Raw genomic sequence first — 17,842 nt, forward strand, 5'->3', positions numbered from 1 at the left:
TTGGTAAAAAGTCAGGGCTTATACAAGGGCAATTAGATTACTGTTTACGGCCATTAAAAGACACTGATTAAGTGTCTAATTGATTAAAAATCAATTTGCCGATGTTTCAGTTATTCAAAGCCATTGATGGTTTACTTGCTAGTATCAATAAACTCAAAGGATTTAACCAATTCATCAACCGCTTTCATCTGCGTTAGGTATTTCTCTAATAAATGCAGTGGTAGCGCACATGGGCCATCGCATTTTGCATTATCAGGATCGGGATGAGCTTCAATAAATAGACCTGCTAGACCTAATGCCATACCACTACGAGCAAGTTCGGTGGCTTGTGCACGACGGCCACCAGCAGAATCAGCACGTCCACCAGGGCGTTGTAGTGCATGGGTGGCATCAAAAATCACCGGATAACCTGTTTGCTTCATTTCGTCCATGCCTAACATGTCGACCACGAGGTTGTTATAACCAAAACTACTGCCACGCTCACATAAGATAATGTTGTCATTACCCGCTTCGTTGAACTTGGTAATGATGTGGCGCATTTCATGCGGCGCTAGAAACTGTGGTTTTTTCACATTGATCACCGCACCGGTTTTCGCCATTGCAACAACAAGATCGGTTTGACGCGCTAAGAATGCAGGTAATTGAATAATATCGACAACTTCAGCGACTGGCGCACACTGATGAATTTCATGCACATCGGTGATCATCGGTACGTTAAAGGTTGATTTTATTTCTTCAAAAATACGCAGACCTTCTTCCATACCCGGTCCACGGTATGAGTTAACCGATGAACGGTTCGCTTTATCAAAAGACGCTTTGAACACATATGGAATCCCAAGCTTTTGGGTAACTTCCACATAATGCTCCGCAATCGACATAGCTAAATCGCGCGATTCAAGCACATTCATACCGCCAAATAATACGAACGGCTTATCGTTAGCGACTTGAACGTTATTAGATAACTGAATAATTTTTTGATCCATTTGATCCTCTTAGCGCATTACACTGCGACAATTTGTAATAACTGACCACATAGCCATGCCATGTAAGTACCTAATGCATAACCGAATACTGCCAACAACACCCCTACAGGTGCTAATGCAGGATGGAATGCAGCAGCCACCACTGGCGCCGATGCAGCTCCGCCCACGTTTGCCTGGCTGCCCACTGCCATATAAAACAATGGCGCTTTAATGAGTTTAGCAACCAATAACATTAATCCTGCATGCACTAACATCCACACAATACCGATTAAGAAATAAATCGGCGTATCCATAACTTTAGACACATCCATATGTAAACCAATAGTCGCGACTAAAATATATAAAAATGCAGAAGCGATTTTAGAGGCGCCTGACGCTTCTAGATGACGTACAGGACTAAACGAAAGCCCTAAACCGATAGTGGTCACAATTACCACTAACCAGAAGAATTTAGAGGTTAAACTGTAATCTTCGGTCCATGGATAGTTGGCTTCGAAGAAAGGCCCTAAGAAATCTGCCGCAAAATGGGCAAAACCTGTCACTCCAAACCCAACAGCCACAATTAGCATGATGTCACGAAGCGACGGAATACGTGAATTCTCGGCGTGGTACTTTTCTACTTTTTCTTTTAGTGCTTCAATCGCGGTGGTGTCTGCACCCGTTCTGGCATCAATCTCTTTGGCTTTTGATGCCATAAACAGCAGTACTGCCATCCAGATATTGGCCACAATGACATCGACAGTCACCATCACTGAGAAAATCTCACCGCCGACTTCATAAATCTCTTTCATTGCGGCTTGGTTGGCACCGCCACCGATCCAACTTCCCGCTAAGGTTGTCATACCGCGCCATACGGCATCTGGGCCATTGCCACCTAGTAATGATGGATCAATCATTGATACGCTTAATAGTGCAATCGGTCCACCAATAACAATACCCAGCGTGCCGGTTAAAAACATAATTACCGCTTTAGGGCCTAAACTCAGGATGGCTTTTAAATCGACACTTAAAATCAATAACACTAAACACGCAGGCAATAAATACCGCGAAGCAACAAAATACAGTTGTGACGCATGACCATCAATCACGCCAAACGTATTTAATAATGAAGGTAAGAAATAGCACAGTAATAATGCTGGAATGTATTTATAGAATTTTTGCCAAAACGGATGGGTAGATGAACTAGTGTAAAAAACAAAACCTAAAATAACGGCGAGTATACCCAGTGCGGTGGCATCATTGCTCACCATTGCTGACGTTGTCATGCAGTGTTCTCCCTTACAAATACATTATATTTTTTGTTGTTATTGTGATTGTTATTGCGAAAATCAGTGGTGATTCAAATCGCATGATTTCGCAGCAGAGCTTTTAAAACTAAGCTTGCTGGCGCCCGACTTGCGAACTTAAGCCACTTTGAGTTAACCCAAAGCGGCCTGTTCGGCAGGTAATATCACATAATTAATGATAAACCTGCATATGTTGACTGAGTTCCTTTAATTGAATCTTAACCAGTTCAATTACCGGATCATGCGGACTCAAATCAATGAAGTGCTGTAAATCAGACATGGCCACTTTAATGCAACCTAATTGCTGCGCAATAAACGCTCGTTCGCGATTAAGATGAACATCATCTGGGTGCCATTGTAATAATAAATTACAGCATTCCATTGCCGGTTCAAACTTATGGCTGACAATGCAACCCGCTTTTAGCTCGTGCAACATGCGGCTAATTAAACGTTTTAGCGTGGCAGTTTTTAGATGACTCGGCTTTAATTTAGCCGCATTACCCAATTCACCGCGCACAAATGCATGCAACTGATGACGGCTAAGCTCTTTACCCGTAAGCGGGTCATGGTATCTAATAACATCATTCACTTGGCTTTTTAATACCGTATTACCGGGTAATAAAACCGCCTCGAGTGTTAAGTCGAGCTGCTTAGCCAATAAAATTAATAATATTGATAACGTAGTGCTGTTACCTTGACGCTTTAACACGCAATAGCTTAAATCTGCTGCTTCGACACTAAAATAGTCATCGCGAGCACAAAAGCCTAAATCATTGTAAAACCACTTAAACAGACCTTCAAGCCGTGCTTGTTGGTCAACAACATAGTGACTCAATACCGAACCAGCCATTTCATACCATGCCCACATAGCAGGTTTTGAGGTTGAAAAGCCGAGATGTTCAGAGAGTTCAAATGCAGTTTCAGGTATAGAAACTGCATCATCAAGATGATATTTTGCCATTAAAAACCAATTAACCCATGAATACGACTTGTTTAAAATGAGCCAGTTTGGCCGCTAACACTACCCAACCAATTGCACCGATAAAAGCAAAAAACTTAAACAGCTTATTACGGTTAGATTTAAGTGCCATGATGCCTAAAGCAATGTATGCCGCAACACAGATGATTTTTTCTGTCATCCATGGATCAACAAAAGGATATTGTTTGATCATAAAGCAAAGAGTGAAGCCTGATAGTAATAAAAAGGTATCAATGACATGTGGCGCCACTTTAACAAACTTTTTTTCCATAATAGGAGACTGGCGTAAATGCAAAACAAAACGCACGATAAAAAAGATCACACTCATGGCAACTAGCATCATGTGAGTATGCTTTACCGCTGGATATAAACTGTAAAATGTTTCCATTAATTAAGTCTCATTAAAAAGGTCAAAATAAAAGGTGGCTAGTTTACTCTATCAACCAGCCACATACCAATATCGCGATGAGTGTTATTTACTTAGAAGGGAAATGCCGAGTAAGGCAGGATTATCAATCAGCCCATTGTCCTAGCGTACATCGATCATTGCTGCCAAAGTCTCGTACTGTGGCGACATTTTGATAACCCAGTTCAATCAGTTTTTCACGTACTTTGATTGCTTGCTCATAGCCATGTTCAAGCAATAAGTAACCACCGGGCAGTAAATGAGCCCTTGCTTGCTCTGCAATGTAATACAAGTCAGCATACCCTTCATTGCCTGCGGTGAGTGCACTTTGCGGTTCAAAGCGAACATCGCCTAAATGAAGATGCTCATCGGCTTCATCAATGTAAGGAGGATTCGACACAATTAAATCAAAATCGCGCTGTTCTACCGCAGAAAACCAATCCGACTGGATAATTTCCACTTCGGTTAAATTAAGATTGCCGCGATTAGCTTTAGCAAGCTCCACAGCCTCTGGCACTTTATCAATGGCTGTAATTCGCCATTTTGGGCGCTCAGACGCTAAAGCTAATGCTATTGCTCCTGTTCCAGTGCCTAAATCCAATACTTTGGCATTGTGACGCACAGATAAGTTCAATGCAGTCTCTACTAAAATTTCAGTATCAGGCCGTGGAATAAGGGTGGAGTCGTTAACAATGAAGGGTAATGACCAAAACTCTCGCTCACCAATAATATGCGCAACCGGAGTGCCACTTTGACGTTTGGCGATCATCTGACTATAAGCTTTAAATTGCTCGCTGGTCAGCTGCCGCTCTGGCCAAGTGTATAAAAAACTGCGATTTTTATTCATACAATGCAATAACAATGCCTCTGCATCCACATGTGCAGATTCAGAGGTTGCTGCTAATTGTGAATAAGCCCATTGCAGGGCTTCAGCAATTGTTGAATACGAAGACTGAGTCAAGAGCACTCCTTAATCGTCAGCTAACGCTGCAAGCATGTCTGCTTGATGTTCTAGCATGATAGGATCAAGCAAGACATTTAAATCGCCTTCCATGACTTCATTCAAGCGGTATAGCGTTAAGTTGATGCGATGATCACTTACACGACCTTGAGGGTAATTGTAGGTTCTAATACGTTCAGAACGATCACCACTGGCCACTAAACTACGTCGGGTTGTTTCTTCAGCACTACGTCTTTTTTCATCTTCAACAGCTTGAATACGCGCGGCCAATACACTCATCGCTTGGGCACGGTTTTTATGCTGCGAACGTTGATCCTGACACTCGACAATAATACCTGATGGAATATGGGTAATACGAATAGCAGAATCGGTTTTGTTAACGTGCTGACCACCCGCACCAGACGCACGGAAAGTATCAACTTTTAAGTCTGCTGCATTAATCGAAATTGCTTCAGCCTCTGGTACTTCATGCAATACCACAACAGTACAAGCCGAAGTATGTACACGGCCTTGAGATTCAGTTTCAGGCACACGTTGAACACGATGTCCGCCAGACTCAAACTTTAATTTACCGTAAGCACCGTCACCACTTATTTTAACAATTATTTCTTTAAAGCCACCATGTTCACCTTCGTTAACATTCATGACTTCCATTTGCCAACGGTTGGCTTCACAGTAACGTGAATACATACGGTATAAGTCACCAGCAAAAATAGCGGCTTCATCACCACCTGCACCGGCGCGAATTTCAAGAAACGCGTTGGTGTCATCGTTAGGATCTGTTGGCAATAGTAAAACTTGTAATTCATCTTCAAGCTTTTCTAGCACTTGCTTTGACTGCTTATACTCATCTTGCGCCATTTCGCGCATTTCAAGATCGTCTTCTTCAAGCATCTCTTTGGCGTAGTCGAAATCTTTTTGAGCTTGTTGAAATGCCTTAAAGCTACTGACAACATCTTCAAGTTGAGAATATTCTTTTGATAATCCACGAAAACGGTCTTGATCCGAAATCACGGTAGCATCACTGAGTAACGCTAATACTTCTTCATTACGCTCGAGCAAGCCTTCAAGCTTGCGGATAACGGATTCTTTCATTTAGCTCGCTAACCTTAGTTTTTATCTAAACCAAGCGCAGATCTTAATTGGCCTAACGTATTCAAATCGCCTTGACGGCTTGCTGAAGTGAGCGCTTGTGTAGGTGAATGTATCAAACGATTGGTCAGCCTATTGGCTAGCTCAAGTATCACTTGTTCACTATCACTGCCTTGAGATAATTTATTCAAGGCACGTTCAACTAATTCATCTTTAATAGCCAAGCTCTGGCTGCGATATTCGCGAATACTGTCGACTGACTCTAAAGACCTAATCCACTCCATAAATATGTGTGATTGATCTTCAGTAATTAATTCTGCTTGCTCGGCGGCTTCTTTACGTGAAGCCATGTTCTGTTCAATTATGCTATGCAGATCGTCTACAGTATAAAGGAATGCGTCGTCTAACTCACCGACTTCTGCTTCAATATCTCTTGGAACTGCAATATCCACCAACAACATAGGTTGGTGACGACGCTGTTTTAGCGCTTTTTCGACCATTCCTTTACCTAAAATAGGCAAAGGGCTGGCGGTAGAGGATATCACGATATCGGCTTTAGGGAGAAAGTCTGGTATTTGTTCTAGGGTAATTGCGGTCGCATTAAACTCTTCACACATGGCTTGAGCGCGTTCAATAGTTCGATTTGCCACCACCATAGAAGCAACACCATTATCTTTAAGGTGCTTGGCAACTAATTCAATGGTTTCTCCGGCACCAATGAGTAACACTTTAGTGGTGCTCAATGATGAGAAAATATGTTTCGCCATGCTAACAGCGGCAAAGGCAACAGAAACTGCTGCGGCACCGATCTCAGTGTCTGTACGTACTTTTTTAGCCACAGAAAAAGTATTTTGAAATAAACGATCAATCGTTAATGCGATAGTGCCAGCTTCTTTGGCTTTCACAAACGCTTGTTTGACCTGCCCTAAAATTTGCGGCTCGCCAAGCACCAGAGAATCTAAACCCGATGCTACCCGCATTAAATGTTTGACGGCTACTTGTTCTTCATAAGCATAGATACACGGCATTAAATCGCTATGATCTAAACCATGATAATCCTCTAACCATTCAATAATGTCTTCCTTTTCAGCATTATTGCAATATAGCTCAGTACGGTTACAGGTAGACACAATAACAGCCTCACCCGTGCGGGTGCGACTGGCCAAGCTTTTCATGGCATCATGAATGCGGTCTGGAGAGAAAGCGACTTTTTCACGCAAATCTACCGTGGCGGTTTTATGGTTTATCCCGATTATTACTAGGCTCATTAGACGGTATCAAGTTCTTTTCGGTGACGTTAATTAGGCTATTCTACTGAATTGAACCAACTAAAAACACAATTGGCTTAACAAAACGGAATAAATGTCTAAATTTTTATTTATTGATCACATATCTATTATGTAAACCAATACATTAATATCACATTAATTTTGGCAAAAGGATTTTTACATAATGGCTTAAGCCCAGTATCATAAGAACATCTTAAGCAACTGCTAGGCAATCCATTGCGTTTATCTGCATCTTTATTTCATATCGCCCTCGTTACCGTGTTGCTTGTCTTAGCCGGTTGTAGTGTCACACCATCTGAAGATTTTAGCCCTATCAATGTGACCAATGCGGCTCAAGCCAAAGCATGGGAACTTCAAGGGAAAATTGCCGTCAAGACATCTGAAGACAAATTCAGTACCAATTTGTATTGGCTGCACCAACCGAAAGCTAATGATTTACGCTTAACAACGGTATTAGGCACAACAGTATTAACCCTTAAGACAAATCAAGGTATGGCGACACTTGACGTTGACGGCAAAACCTATCGCGACAGTAATGCTCAAGATTTACTGACCGGTATTAGCGGATGGTCAATCCCACTTGATAGCCTTCCTTTATGGATCACAGGTCAAATTGGCAGCAATGATAAAATTGTCAGCTATAATCCTGATGGCACAATTAAACAATTAATCAGTCACGACCCTGAAGCCAATTGGGTGGTCAGTTTTCTCGGTTGGCAACAACAAAGCGGCGCGCAGGTGCCTAGGTTGTTGAAGATTGAGCGTGAAGATGTGCAAATAAAAATTCAAACTAATCAATGGACAGCGGTAGCAGCCAAAACAAAATAGGGTTTAATATTCAGTGCTGGCTAATAACAAGGTAGTTAACAAAATATGACATCGACGAACTCTCGCAAATCAGCGATATCCAAAAGTTGGCCAGCTCCTGCAAAACTGAATTTATTTTTGCATGTAACTGGCCAGCGAGCCGATGGCTATCATGAACTACAAACGCTATTTCAATTTATTGACCATTGTGATTACCTTGATTTTCATATCACAGACACACCAGATTTAATTCTCCATTCTACGATGTCCGATTCTGTCGCTGACAGCGATAACTTAATTCTTAAGGCCGCAAAATCACTCAAGCGTTACACCCAATATGAAGGCGGCGCGCATATTTGGTTAGAAAAATTGTTGCCTATGGGGGGTGGTTTAGGTGGCGGATCATCTGATGCAGCTACCACATTAGTGGCGCTAAATGCCTTATGGAAAACCAATATATCACCCAATAAACTAGCTGAAATTGGCTTAACGCTTGGTGCGGATGTCCCTGTTTTTATTAATGGTTTATCTGCGTTCGCCGAAGGTGTCGGTGAGAAGTTGATCACAGTACAACCACCCGAGTCATGGTATTTAGTTATTGTCCCTGACGTACATGTATCAACCCAGGCCGTTTTTCAACATCCTGATTTGCCACGTAACACACCAAAATTGGATATGAGCAGTTTAATGACTCAACAATGGAGCAATGATTGTCAGAAACTGGTCACAACTAAGCACCCTCAAGTTGCCAATGCCTTAAGCTGGCTGGTAGAATATGCGCCGTCGAGAATGACCGGAACAGGCGCATGCGTGTTCGGGGAATTTACACATTCGCAACAAGCCCTTGACGCTTTAGCCAAATTACCGGCTGATATGCAAGGTTTTGTCGCAAAGGGGATGAACAAGTCGCCATTACAAATACGGCTTGAGCAGCTCTAACAACATTATTTCTTCTGGGTCAGTTTTGAGTGACAACACGTAAAATTGATCTAGCCTTTAATCGTAAAGCAAACACCTGAGGTTCATAAAGTGCCCGACATCAAGCTCTTTGCTGGTAACGCTACCCCAAATCTAGCCGCCAAGATAGCCGACCGTTTATTTTGCAAACTTGGCGACGCAGTTGTAGGCCGTTTCAGCGACGGTGAAATCAGTGTTCAAATAAACGAGAATGTACGTGGTGCGGATGTGTTCATCATCCAATCTACTTGCGCACCAACTAACGATAACCTCATGGAGCTTATTGTAATGGTTGACGCGCTACGTCGTGCATCAGCGGGTCGTATTACTGCCGTTATTCCGTACTTTGGTTATGCTCGTCAAGACCGCCGTGTACGCAGTGCACGTGTACCTATTACCGCAAAAGTTGTTGCAGATTTCTTGTCAAGCGTGGGTGTTGACCGCGTATTGACTTGTGACTTACATGCTGAGCAAATTCAAGGTTTCTTTGATGTCCCTGTTGATAACGTGTTCGGTAGCCCTGTGTTACTTGAAGACATGTTGGCAAAGAAATTAGAAAATCCTGTTGTTGTGTCTCCTGATATTGGCGGTGTAGTTCGTGCTCGTGCCGTTGCCAAGCTATTAGATGACTCTGACCTTGCGATTATCGATAAGCGTCGTCCACAAGCTAACGTTGCTCAAGTAATGCATATTATTGGTGATGTTCAAGGCCGTGATTGCATCATCGTTGATGACATGATCGATACTGGTGGCACTTTATGTAAAGCTGCTGAAGCATTAAAAGAACATGGCGCTAACCGCGTGTTCGCTTATGCTACTCATCCGGTATTCTCAGGCAATGCTGCTGAAAATATTGCTAACTCTGTTATCGATGAAGTTATCGTGACAGACACTGTGCCATTAAGCCCTGAAATGTTAAAAGTGGCGAAAGTGACCCAGCTAACAATGTCCGCAGTACTAGCTGAAGCGATACGTCGCGTTAGTAACGAAGAGTCAATCTCTGCGATGTTCCGCCACTAATCATCTTTAGTGAGTGAAACAACTAAACGCACTCTTACGAGTGCGTTTTTGTTTGGGTAAATATCGCAAAAATATTTTATCTACCTTATTTGAGAAAGACTCCTAACCTCTATTACCAAATGTTAGTCAGTGTTGAACAACTGATGTTTAACATTAACCGTCAGATCGTTCTGCAACATTAAAAAATTCAACCCAAAGTGAATTATTGAGTCAATATAATCACCTCAGCGTTGGCTGCAAAACCAAAACCAGATTCATTTAAGCTGTCATGGTTTGCATGATCGTAAGCGACTCTAGCGGCGGCTGAGCATGCAAAGAATGTGTTGAATAGAATGCCTTTTGAGTGTGTAAAAAAGCATTACCTGCTGTAATACCCGTTTGATAATCATGGCGTAAGTCCATATCTGTGCTGCCCAACAATTTGCTTTGAAGATTATCATCAGCAAAAATTTGAATGATCTCGACATCATCAGGTGGATTGGCGATAAACGCGAGCTCTTGTTCGTAAGCTTGTTCATGCTGAGCCAAGTAATCTATGGTTTTGGGACAATAACCTGACACACAAATCCATGATTTTAATTTATGTACCCAAGCAGATTGAGCATGAAAATCTGCATTAACAGTACGAATAACCACAATTTTTCGCGCTCCACGACGATATGCTTCACGAACTGGTAACGGCGCAGCCAGTCCACCATCAAGGTAAAAGTCAGCTTGAGGGTAATCATAGTTGGTATGAACTTGATTAGCAGCACTGGCGGTTAACCAGGGCGCAAGTTTAACCCCCTGCTTATATAGAAAAGGTAATGCACTTGAGGCTTTAAGTAATTCGCGCCAGTGGTCATTATCACCATTTGGGCGTAAGAAATAAGCTTGTCGATCGCGTGAGTTAGTTGCGGTGATCAATAACTCGCGTTGTCCCAATGATTTTGCGGCGGCGGAAAAGTCTAAGGCAAAGCTACCTTGAGTAGTTTTATCAAAGTACCAATCCAAATCGACAACATTTCCGCCAACTAATCCTCGGCCCAGTTGGTAAAATCGCTTATGCCGTGATAATCCACGAATTAACCGCTTGGCATAGCCTTTCTGGCGAGATAAAAAGCTCGTGAGATTTTGTGAACCTGCAGATGTGCCTATGAATAAATCGAAGGGATCAAAATCATTATCTAACCACGCATCTAACACACCAGCGGTAAATATCCCTCGCTGACCACCACCTTCAGCAATCAGTGCCATCTTGGGTTGTGATGCTTCATAAGGGTTCGTAAATGGTGTTGGTGTTAGGACGTTCATGATGAGCCTTTCTAAGAATATTCACTGCATAAGACAAGTCTAAACAACAGTAAGTAAAATAGATAACCGATAGAATCAATCGCGTTGATAGAAAAATACTATTGATAAACAATACCGATTGTATTAATTATCTGCTCATTCAGAGTAAGTTGATAGCAGATGAGCTAAGGCTAAGGGGTGATTTTTTTGAGAGGTATTCACATCAACAGGCTTCAATATGATCAAAAAATTTTGCTGAAAACATTTTGCTGAAAAATCACAGCAAAAAGCCCGTCTATAAGACGGGCTTTTTAGAATTTGGCTGGGATACAAGGATTCGAACCTTGGAATGCTGAGATCAAAACCCAGTGCCTTACCGCTTGGCGATATCCCAATAGTATTTTTTAAACAGACATGAAAAACAATTTTGACTAAAATTTGATGGTACGGGAAGAGAGACTTGAACTCTCACACCTCGCGGCACCAGAACCTAAATCTGGCGTGTCTACCAATTTCACCATTCCCGCATCAAATTTTAACTTAGAGTATACTCTTTTTATTTCAGAGTAAACTTTGCTTTACCAGCTAACGTAAGTACAACTCACTCTACCCAGTAAATATGGTAGCAATGGCGGGACTTGAACCTGCGACCCCAGCATTATGAGTGCTGTGCTCTAACCAGCTGAGCTACATTGCCAAAGATGGCTGGGATACAAGGATTCGAACCTTGGAATGCTGAGATCAAAACCCAGTGCCTTACCGCTTGGCGATATCCCAATAATCTTGTCTAACTTTATAAATGGCTGGGATACAAGGATTCGAACCTTGGAATGCTGAGATCAAAACCCAGTGCCTTACCGCTTGGCGATATCCCAATCAAACTTTTTGAAACATTCGCCTAAGCCAATATCTCGAATAAATGGTACGGAAGGAGAGACTTGAACTCTCACACCTTGCGGCACCAGAACCTAAATCTGGCGTGTCTACCAATTCCACCACTCCCGCACAACACTCTAGTTTAACATCTTGAGCAGATGGGTAAGAAATAGATGGTAGCAATAGCGGGACTTGAACCTGCGACCCCAGCATTATGAGTGCTGTGCTCTAACCAGCTGAGCTATATTGCCACTATTTCTTGCTATCCCTCTTGGTGAGGAACGGGGCGTATTATGCTTATTCAGGTTATCTAGGTCAACTGGTTTTTTTCGCTATTTTCATCAATTCGACTTGTTCGGCTATAACTTCACCAAACTGAATGCCGAATCGACAAAATAAACCCAATTAACATCGATTAAATTCCCTTACGCCCCTTTATCGTTTCTTGATAACGTTAATAAAACTTAAACGTTAAATAAGAAATGCATTACATCGCCATCTTTAACGACATAAGTTTTACCTTCAACACGTAATTTACCCGCATCTTTGGCGCCAGCTTCACCCTTATAAGTAATAAAGTCTTCGTATGCCATTACTTGCGCACGAATAAAGCCACGTTCGAAGTCAGTGTGGATAACACCAGCAGCTTGTGGGGCAGAAGCACCAACGGGTACTGTCCATGCGCGAACTTCTTTTACACCTGCAGTAAAGTAAGTTTGCAGATTCAGTAATTCGTAACCTGCACGAATTACGCGATCTAAACCAGACTCTTCTAAACCAAGGTCAGCCATAAACTCTGCGCGGTCATCAGCTTCCATTTCAGCTAATTCAGACTCAATAGCAGCACATACAGGCACAACGATAGCATTTTCTGTTGCGGCAATAGCACGAACAACATCTAAATGAGGGTTGTTTTCAAAACCATCGTCAGCAACGTTAGCAATGTACATTGTTGGTTTAATGGTCAAGAAGTTAAGGTATGCAACGGCTGCTAACTCTTCTTTAGTTAATTCCAACGAACGCAACATTTGGCCTTCGTTTAACACTGGACGCATTTTTTCAAGTACTGCGACTTCAAATTTCGCATCACCGTCGCCGCCTTTAGCACGCTTAGCTTGACGAAAAATAGCGCGTTCGCATGCGTCTAAGTCTGCTAGAGCTAACTCAGTATTAATGACTTCAATATCGCCAGCGGGGTCAATTTTGTTGGCTACGTGAACAATGTTTGGATCTTCAAAACAACGTACTACGTGACCAATTGCATCAGTTTCACGAATGTTAGCTAAAAACTTGTTACCTAAGCCTTCACCTTTCGATGCACCAGCCACTAGACCAGCGATATCAACGAACTCCATAGAAGTAGGTAAAATACGTTGAGGTTTAACAATAGCAGCTAACGCATCAAGACGTGCATCTGGTACCGGTACCACACCCGTGTTTGGCTCAATAGTGCAAAACGGAAAGTTTGCCGCTTCAATACCCGCTTGTGTTAACGCATTAAACAACGTTGACTTACCTACGTTTGGCAGACCAACAATGCCGCATTTAAAACCCATATGCTTACCTTTATATATGTAGAATTATCCCATTGGATAATGATGTCGAAAGGGTGTTAAAACAAAACTCGCTTGGCTTATTCTGCTTTGAACGAATGTAATCTATGCATAGCTTTCGCCATGTCTTGGTTAAATAAAATCTCGGTTGAACGCACCGCTTCATCAATCGCGGCATTTATTCGCTCTTGCTCTACCGCTGGTGCCCTGCCCAGTACGTAGCCGCTGACTTTGTTTTTATCGCCTGGATGGCCAATGCCAATGCGCAAACGATGAAAGTTTTTGTCGTTACCTAAACTGGCAATAATGTCTTTTAAGCCATTATGACCACCATGGCCACCGCCTAACTTGAATTTAGCCACACCAGGATCCATATCCAGCTCATCATGGGCGACTAAGATTTCTTCAGGTAAAATACGGAAAAAATTGGCTAATGCTGCAACCGACTTACCGCTTAAGTTCATATACGTTGTCGGGATCAATAAACGAACATCCCTGCCATGCAAAGTTGCACGAGCTGTGACACCAAAATATTTACTCTCTGCAACCAAGGGGATATTACAGATGCGCGCTAGTTCTTGCACGTACCATGCACCAGCGTTATGGCGAGTTTGTGCGTATTCAGCACCCGGATTTGCCAATCCGACAATCAATTTAATGTTACTCATCACAACCTAGTCAGTTTATTAGCAAGCAATGCTGCTAAATGCCTTCATGGGGTACATCAAAATACACATGATGCAAAACGCGACATTTTATACCAATTTCACTCATAATGTAATCATTCAAAGCCGCTCATGCTTTACTGTTGGCGACTCTTTATAAAAGCCATGTTTATTGCGTAAGAAGCCTAGCGACCAAATTGCTCATGTAGCCAACCAATAGTTTAATTCAGCCCAAGCGCGTACTTCAATACTTTACGTTTTAGCGGTGAGTCGATGTTGGCCAGTTTTAACGCGCCATTACGCAGTAATTTTAATGGCAATAAATTGTTACTAAAACCGGCATAAAAAGCATCCATTGCGGTCATCATCAATTGATTATCATAATATCGCGCTTGCTGATAACGCTTTAATACCTTGCTATCCCACCATGTGCCACCCGATCCAATAGCATTAGCAATTTGAGCCACCAGCACATCGACATCTTTAAAACCTATATTAACGCCTTGGCCAGCTAATGGATTAATCGTGTGAGCCGCATCGCCAATAATAACCAGATTATCTTGATAATATTGTTGTGCATGGCGCCGAGTTAATGGAAAGCTACCACGATTTTCAACAGTAAAATTAGTGTCTAATCTCGATGGGAAATGCAGTCTAATTTGTTCGGCAAGTTGTAGATCGCTCAGTTGAGATAACTGTTTAATACGATTAGCATCGTCATACCACACTAATGAGGCATGATTTCCAGGCAGCGGCAATAAACTTCTCGGTCCAGCTGGAGTAAATTGCTGCCAGGTAATTGATTGCTGCGGCGTTTGAGTATTAATATTGATTAACATCGCCGATTGGGCGTAATCCCAACCAGTCAAACCAATACCTGCCCATTGGCGCACTTGCGAGTTAGCCCCATCAGCACCAATAAGTAATGTTGTAGTAAGCGTATCGCCATTATCGAGCAAAATACCGACTTGATGACTGTCCCTTAAACGAGAAAACTGCATCACTTTTGCTGGACACAATAAGGTGATGTTGTCCATTTTATAGATTTGTTGCCATAGGCTTAATTGAATTACACGGTTTTCAAAAAAGTAACCTAAGTGCGACTGATCAACTTGTTCGGCGCTAAATGCAGTAAGGCAGCCATCGAGCTCCCACGTTTCTAAACCTGTATAAGGTGCATGGCGCATGGTTAGCAGCTCATCCATAACACCAAAACGCGTTAACAATTGCTCAGATGCCACACTAATTGCCGATACTCGCACATCTAAAGGCTGTAAAGGATCATAAGGTTGTGGTTGGCGAGATTCAATCACTGCGACACTGAGCCCTAACTGACCTAATCCAATCGCAGCAGCCGCACCGACCATTCCGCCGCCAACAACGACAACATCATAATGATTAGCGTTACCAGAGGTGTTCGTTGATGTGAATGAAGCATCTTGCATTGTCTTGGCATCCATAAATAGTGAGATGATTTCTGTTTAATATGACTGTGAATTGCGGTCAATATATGTATAAATATGTCTATAAGAGCTAAAGCATGACCAAATGTTGCTATAACGGCTTTTACCTACACCTGCTTACAATGAACAAAAATCAATCAATAAACGATTCTATATACTGTGACTGTCTCATTAATTGATCCACTTTACGTAATCAAGAGAGGACATCATGAACAGTCACCATCAATTTGTACGCCATGACATTCGCTATGGCTTGATTGCCACAGTTTTGATCACCACAATCATAGGTTGCTCATTAGTACTGTCGACGAATGCCGCTGCTAATAATCCCAAAAATAACTTAATCACTCAATCTGCAACAAACATAGGTTCCATTGAAACCATTACAGTGACATATCGTAATGCATTCGATTATGCCCTATATCAACAAACCACGGAAATGTTGCTCAGCTTTAATCGTGATTGAAGCCAAAGTAATCTCATTCAAGTCCAGCAACAAAGTCGCCAAATGGCCGCGGAATTTGGTTTTTACTCCGAGCAATCAATCACGTTTAACGCCAACGATAAATCATTACTATTTTCAAGGCTATTACAAAGTTTAGATTCAAATGAGTGAAACTTGCACTAGTGCTAGCCAGACCGTCTGACAACAGGTAAAATGTCGCGCTATTTTTACTGTGATTTACTGGCGAGCACTGATGAGTAAAAAACTTCATATTAAAACCTGGGGCTGTCAAATGAATGAGTATGACTCATCAAAGATGGCCGATTTATTAGACGACTATCAAGGATATACCTTGACCGAGGATGCAAGCGAAGCAGATGTTCTGCTGCTTAATACTTGCTCTATTCGTGAAAAAGCACAGGAGAAGGTATTCCATCAGCTAGGGCGTTGGAAATCTTTAAAAGATAAAAATCCTAATTTAATTATTGGGGTCGGCGGTTGTGTTGCCTCGCAAGAAGGTAAAGCAATTAAAGATCGCGCTCAATGCGTTGATATTATCTTTGGTCCACAAACCTTACACCGTTTACCTGAGATGATTGAACAAATTCAACGTGGCGAAAAAGCTGTGATTGATATCAGTTTCCCAGAAATTGAGAAGTTCGATCGTCTTCCTGAGCCTCGCGCTGATGGTCCAACCGCGTTCGTATCAATTATGGAAGGTTGCAGTAAGTACTGTTCTTTCTGCGTGGTACCTTATACCCGCGGTGAAGAAGTCAGCCGTCCGTTAGATGACGTTATTCTTGAAGTGGCTCAATTAGCCGCCCAAGGCGTACGTGAAGTGAATTTATTGGGTCAAAACGTTAACGCGTATCGCGGTGCAACTCATGATGATGAGATATGTACCTTTGCGGAATTATTGCGCCTAGTGGCCTCAATTGATGGTATCGACCGTCTGCGTTTTACTACTAGCCACCCAATTGAATTCACCCAAGACATTATCGATGTGTATGAAGACACCCCTGAATTGGTGAGCTTCCTGCATTTACCGGTGCAATCGGGTTCGGATCGTATTTTGACCCAAATGAAACGCGGTCACATGGCGATTGAGTATAAGTCGATTATTCGTCGCTTGCGTAAAGCTCGTCCTGATATTCAAATTAGCTCAGATTTTATTATTGGTTTCCCTGGTGAATCTAAAGACGATTTCGCTGATACCATGAAACTGATTGAAGATGTTGCGTTTGACCACAGCTTTAGCTTTATCTACAGCGCTCGTCCAGGCACGCCTGCGGCAGATTTGCCTGATGATGTTAGCGACGAAGAAAAGAAGCAACGTTTAGCCATTTTACAAGACCGTATTACCCAACAAGCAATGCGTTATAGCCGTCAAATGCTGGGCACTGTTCAACGTATTTTAGTTGAAGGTCCTTCAGTGAAGAATCCAATGGAACTTCGCGGTCGAACTGAAAACAGTCGTGTGGTTAACTTTGAAGCCGCTCACACTCATATCGGTAGTTTCGTTGATGTGAAAATTGTTGATGTTTATACCAACTCATTACGCGGTGAATTTGTCCGTGGTGAAAATGAAATGGATTTACGTCGCAGTTTACGTCCGGCTGAAATTCTTGCTAAACACAAGCAAGATGACGCATTAGGTGTGACCCACTTTAAGCCGTAATTCATGTTTGTTGCTTAAGATGATACTAAAGGCGGCTTGTCCGCCTTTAATTTTGCCTAAAATTGGTCATATTATGGTAATTCGATACAGAGACTCGTAAACTGTCATTA

The 17,842-nt window shown here is 42.2% G+C and carries 16 protein-coding genes and 7 tRNA genes; 5 read left to right on the forward strand and 18 right to left on the reverse strand.

Annotated features, from left to right (window positions below; translation table 11 throughout):
* Positions 1-131: 131 nt before the first annotated feature.
* From kdsA to hemA, 7 genes are all read right to left on the reverse strand, one after another.
* Positions 132-983: a 3-deoxy-8-phosphooctulonate synthase gene (gene kdsA, locus EGC86_RS09265; RefSeq protein ID WP_011636211.1), complete on the reverse strand. Its 852-nt coding sequence runs from the start codon at positions 981-983 to the stop codon at positions 132-134.
* A gap of 17 nt (positions 984-1,000) precedes the next feature.
* Positions 1,001-2,248 (reverse strand): DUF819 family protein, encoded by a 1,248-nt coding sequence (locus EGC86_RS09270; protein ID WP_011636210.1) that lies wholly within the window; start codon positions 2,246-2,248, stop codon positions 1,001-1,003.
* A 193-nt stretch (positions 2,249-2,441) separates the two neighbouring features.
* Positions 2,442-3,230 (reverse strand): transglutaminase family protein, encoded by a 789-nt coding sequence (locus tag EGC86_RS09275; protein WP_059744788.1) that lies wholly within the window; start codon positions 3,228-3,230, stop codon positions 2,442-2,444.
* Between the two features lie 10 nt (positions 3,231-3,240).
* Complete coding sequence (locus EGC86_RS09280) at positions 3,241-3,636, reverse strand: SirB2 family protein (protein ID WP_011636208.1); 396 nt, start codon at positions 3,634-3,636, stop codon at positions 3,241-3,243.
* 124 nt (positions 3,637-3,760) lie between these two features.
* Positions 3,761-4,615, reverse strand: coding sequence for a peptide chain release factor N(5)-glutamine methyltransferase (prmC, locus tag EGC86_RS09285; RefSeq protein WP_123777331.1), 855 nt, complete (start codon positions 4,613-4,615; stop codon positions 3,761-3,763).
* A 9-nt stretch (positions 4,616-4,624) separates the two neighbouring features.
* Positions 4,625-5,710: a peptide chain release factor 1 gene (gene prfA / locus EGC86_RS09290; protein WP_011636206.1), complete on the reverse strand. Its 1,086-nt coding sequence runs from the start codon at positions 5,708-5,710 to the stop codon at positions 4,625-4,627.
* Between the two features lie 14 nt (positions 5,711-5,724).
* Positions 5,725-6,975 carry a glutamyl-tRNA reductase gene (gene hemA / locus EGC86_RS09295; RefSeq protein ID WP_123777332.1) on the reverse strand — a complete coding sequence of 417 codons (1,251 nt, stop codon included), beginning with the start codon at positions 6,973-6,975 and terminating at the stop codon, positions 5,725-5,727.
* A gap of 237 nt (positions 6,976-7,212) precedes the next feature.
* Here hemA and lolB point away from each other — a divergent pair, with 237 nt between their 5' ends.
* The 3 genes from lolB to EGC86_RS09310 all read left to right on the forward strand — a co-directional run bounded on the left by lolB (position 7,213) and on the right by EGC86_RS09310 (position 9,780).
* Positions 7,213-7,824, forward strand: a complete 612-nt coding sequence (lolB, locus tag EGC86_RS09300) for a lipoprotein insertase outer membrane protein LolB (protein WP_082707315.1) — start codon at positions 7,213-7,215, stop codon at positions 7,822-7,824.
* A gap of 45 nt (positions 7,825-7,869) precedes the next feature.
* Positions 7,870-8,742, forward strand: a complete 873-nt coding sequence (gene ispE, locus EGC86_RS09305) for a 4-(cytidine 5'-diphospho)-2-C-methyl-D-erythritol kinase (RefSeq protein WP_011636203.1) — start codon at positions 7,870-7,872, stop codon at positions 8,740-8,742.
* Between the two features lie 90 nt (positions 8,743-8,832).
* On the forward strand, positions 8,833-9,780 hold the full coding sequence (locus EGC86_RS09310) for a ribose-phosphate pyrophosphokinase (RefSeq protein WP_011636202.1): 948 nt from the start codon (positions 8,833-8,835) through the stop codon (positions 9,778-9,780).
* 258 nt (positions 9,781-10,038) lie between these two features.
* On the opposite strand, the gene EGC86_RS09315 is transcribed toward EGC86_RS09310, so the two are convergent.
* From EGC86_RS09315 to EGC86_RS09365, 11 genes are all read right to left on the reverse strand, one after another.
* Positions 10,039-11,073, reverse strand: coding sequence for a patatin-like phospholipase family protein (locus EGC86_RS09315; protein ID WP_123777333.1), 1,035 nt, complete (start codon positions 11,071-11,073; stop codon positions 10,039-10,041).
* 298 nt (positions 11,074-11,371) lie between these two features.
* A tRNA-Gln gene (locus tag EGC86_RS09320) sits at positions 11,372-11,446 on the reverse strand.
* 48 nt (positions 11,447-11,494) lie between these two features.
* Positions 11,495-11,579, reverse strand: a tRNA-Leu gene (locus tag EGC86_RS09325).
* Positions 11,580-11,672: 93 nt separating this feature from the next.
* A tRNA-Met gene (locus tag EGC86_RS09330) sits at positions 11,673-11,749 on the reverse strand.
* A 5-nt stretch (positions 11,750-11,754) separates the two neighbouring features.
* A tRNA-Gln gene (locus EGC86_RS09335) sits at positions 11,755-11,829 on the reverse strand.
* Between the two features lie 23 nt (positions 11,830-11,852).
* A tRNA-Gln gene (locus EGC86_RS09340) sits at positions 11,853-11,927 on the reverse strand.
* Positions 11,928-11,972: 45 nt separating this feature from the next.
* Positions 11,973-12,057 (reverse strand) — tRNA-Leu (locus tag EGC86_RS09345).
* Positions 12,058-12,102: 45 nt separating this feature from the next.
* Positions 12,103-12,179: transfer RNA gene (locus tag EGC86_RS09350), tRNA-Met, on the reverse strand.
* Between the two features lie 213 nt (positions 12,180-12,392).
* Complete coding sequence (gene ychF / locus EGC86_RS09355; protein ID WP_011636200.1) at positions 12,393-13,484, reverse strand: redox-regulated ATPase YchF; 1,092 nt, start codon at positions 13,482-13,484, stop codon at positions 12,393-12,395.
* 77 nt (positions 13,485-13,561) lie between these two features.
* Positions 13,562-14,149, reverse strand: a complete 588-nt coding sequence (pth, locus tag EGC86_RS09360; RefSeq protein WP_123777334.1) for an aminoacyl-tRNA hydrolase — start codon at positions 14,147-14,149, stop codon at positions 13,562-13,564.
* Between the two features lie 218 nt (positions 14,150-14,367).
* Positions 14,368-15,591 (reverse strand): FAD-dependent monooxygenase, encoded by a 1,224-nt coding sequence (locus EGC86_RS09365; RefSeq protein WP_165872370.1) that lies wholly within the window; start codon positions 15,589-15,591, stop codon positions 14,368-14,370.
* A gap of 226 nt (positions 15,592-15,817) precedes the next feature.
* Here EGC86_RS09365 and EGC86_RS09370 point away from each other — a divergent pair, with 226 nt between their 5' ends.
* Both EGC86_RS09370 and miaB read left to right on the forward strand, forming a co-directional pair.
* Positions 15,818-16,075, forward strand: coding sequence for a hypothetical protein (locus EGC86_RS09370; protein WP_123777336.1), 258 nt, complete (start codon positions 15,818-15,820; stop codon positions 16,073-16,075).
* A gap of 232 nt (positions 16,076-16,307) precedes the next feature.
* Positions 16,308-17,732: a tRNA (N6-isopentenyl adenosine(37)-C2)-methylthiotransferase MiaB gene (gene miaB / locus EGC86_RS09375; protein WP_011636196.1), complete on the forward strand. Its 1,425-nt coding sequence runs from the start codon at positions 16,308-16,310 to the stop codon at positions 17,730-17,732.
* The last annotated feature ends 110 nt before the right edge of the window (positions 17,733-17,842 follow it).

The sequence above is a fragment of the Shewanella frigidimarina genome, from assembly GCF_003797125.1.
Taxonomy (GTDB): Bacteria; Pseudomonadota; Gammaproteobacteria; order Enterobacterales; family Shewanellaceae; genus Shewanella; species Shewanella frigidimarina.

What these genes read in the sequence shown, in the direction of transcription:
- kdsA (WP_011636211.1), bottom strand. Translation starts at nt 983, where the DNA reads ATGGATCAAAAAATTATTCAGTTATCTAATAACGTTCAAGTCGCTAAC.
- EGC86_RS09270 (WP_011636210.1), bottom strand. Translation starts at nt 2,248, where the DNA reads ATGACAACGTCAGCAATGGTGAGCAATGATGCCACCGCACTGGGTATA.
- EGC86_RS09275 (WP_059744788.1), bottom strand. Translation starts at nt 3,230, where the DNA reads ATGGCAAAATATCATCTTGATGATGCAGTTTCTATACCTGAAACTGCA.
- EGC86_RS09280 (WP_011636208.1), bottom strand. Translation starts at nt 3,636, where the DNA reads ATGGAAACATTTTACAGTTTATATCCAGCGGTAAAGCATACTCACATG.
- prfA (WP_011636206.1), bottom strand. Translation starts at nt 5,710, where the DNA reads ATGAAAGAATCCGTTATCCGCAAGCTTGAAGGCTTGCTCGAGCGTAAT.
- hemA (WP_123777332.1), bottom strand. Translation starts at nt 6,975, where the DNA reads ATGAGCCTAGTAATAATCGGGATAAACCATAAAACCGCCACGGTAGAT.
- ispE (WP_011636203.1), top strand. Translation starts at nt 7,870, where the DNA reads ATGACATCGACGAACTCTCGCAAATCAGCGATATCCAAAAGTTGGCCA.
- EGC86_RS09315 (WP_123777333.1), bottom strand. Translation starts at nt 11,073, where the DNA reads ATGAACGTCCTAACACCAACACCATTTACGAACCCTTATGAAGCATCA.
- ychF (WP_011636200.1), bottom strand. Translation starts at nt 13,484, where the DNA reads ATGGGTTTTAAATGCGGCATTGTTGGTCTGCCAAACGTAGGTAAGTCA.
- pth (WP_123777334.1), bottom strand. Translation starts at nt 14,149, where the DNA reads ATGAGTAACATTAAATTGATTGTCGGATTGGCAAATCCGGGTGCTGAA.
- EGC86_RS09365 (WP_165872370.1), bottom strand. Translation starts at nt 15,591, where the DNA reads ATGCAAGATGCTTCATTCACATCAACGAACACCTCTGGTAACGCTAAT.
- EGC86_RS09370 (WP_123777336.1), top strand. Translation starts at nt 15,818, where the DNA reads ATGAACAGTCACCATCAATTTGTACGCCATGACATTCGCTATGGCTTG.
- miaB (WP_011636196.1), top strand. Translation starts at nt 16,308, where the DNA reads ATGAGTAAAAAACTTCATATTAAAACCTGGGGCTGTCAAATGAATGAG.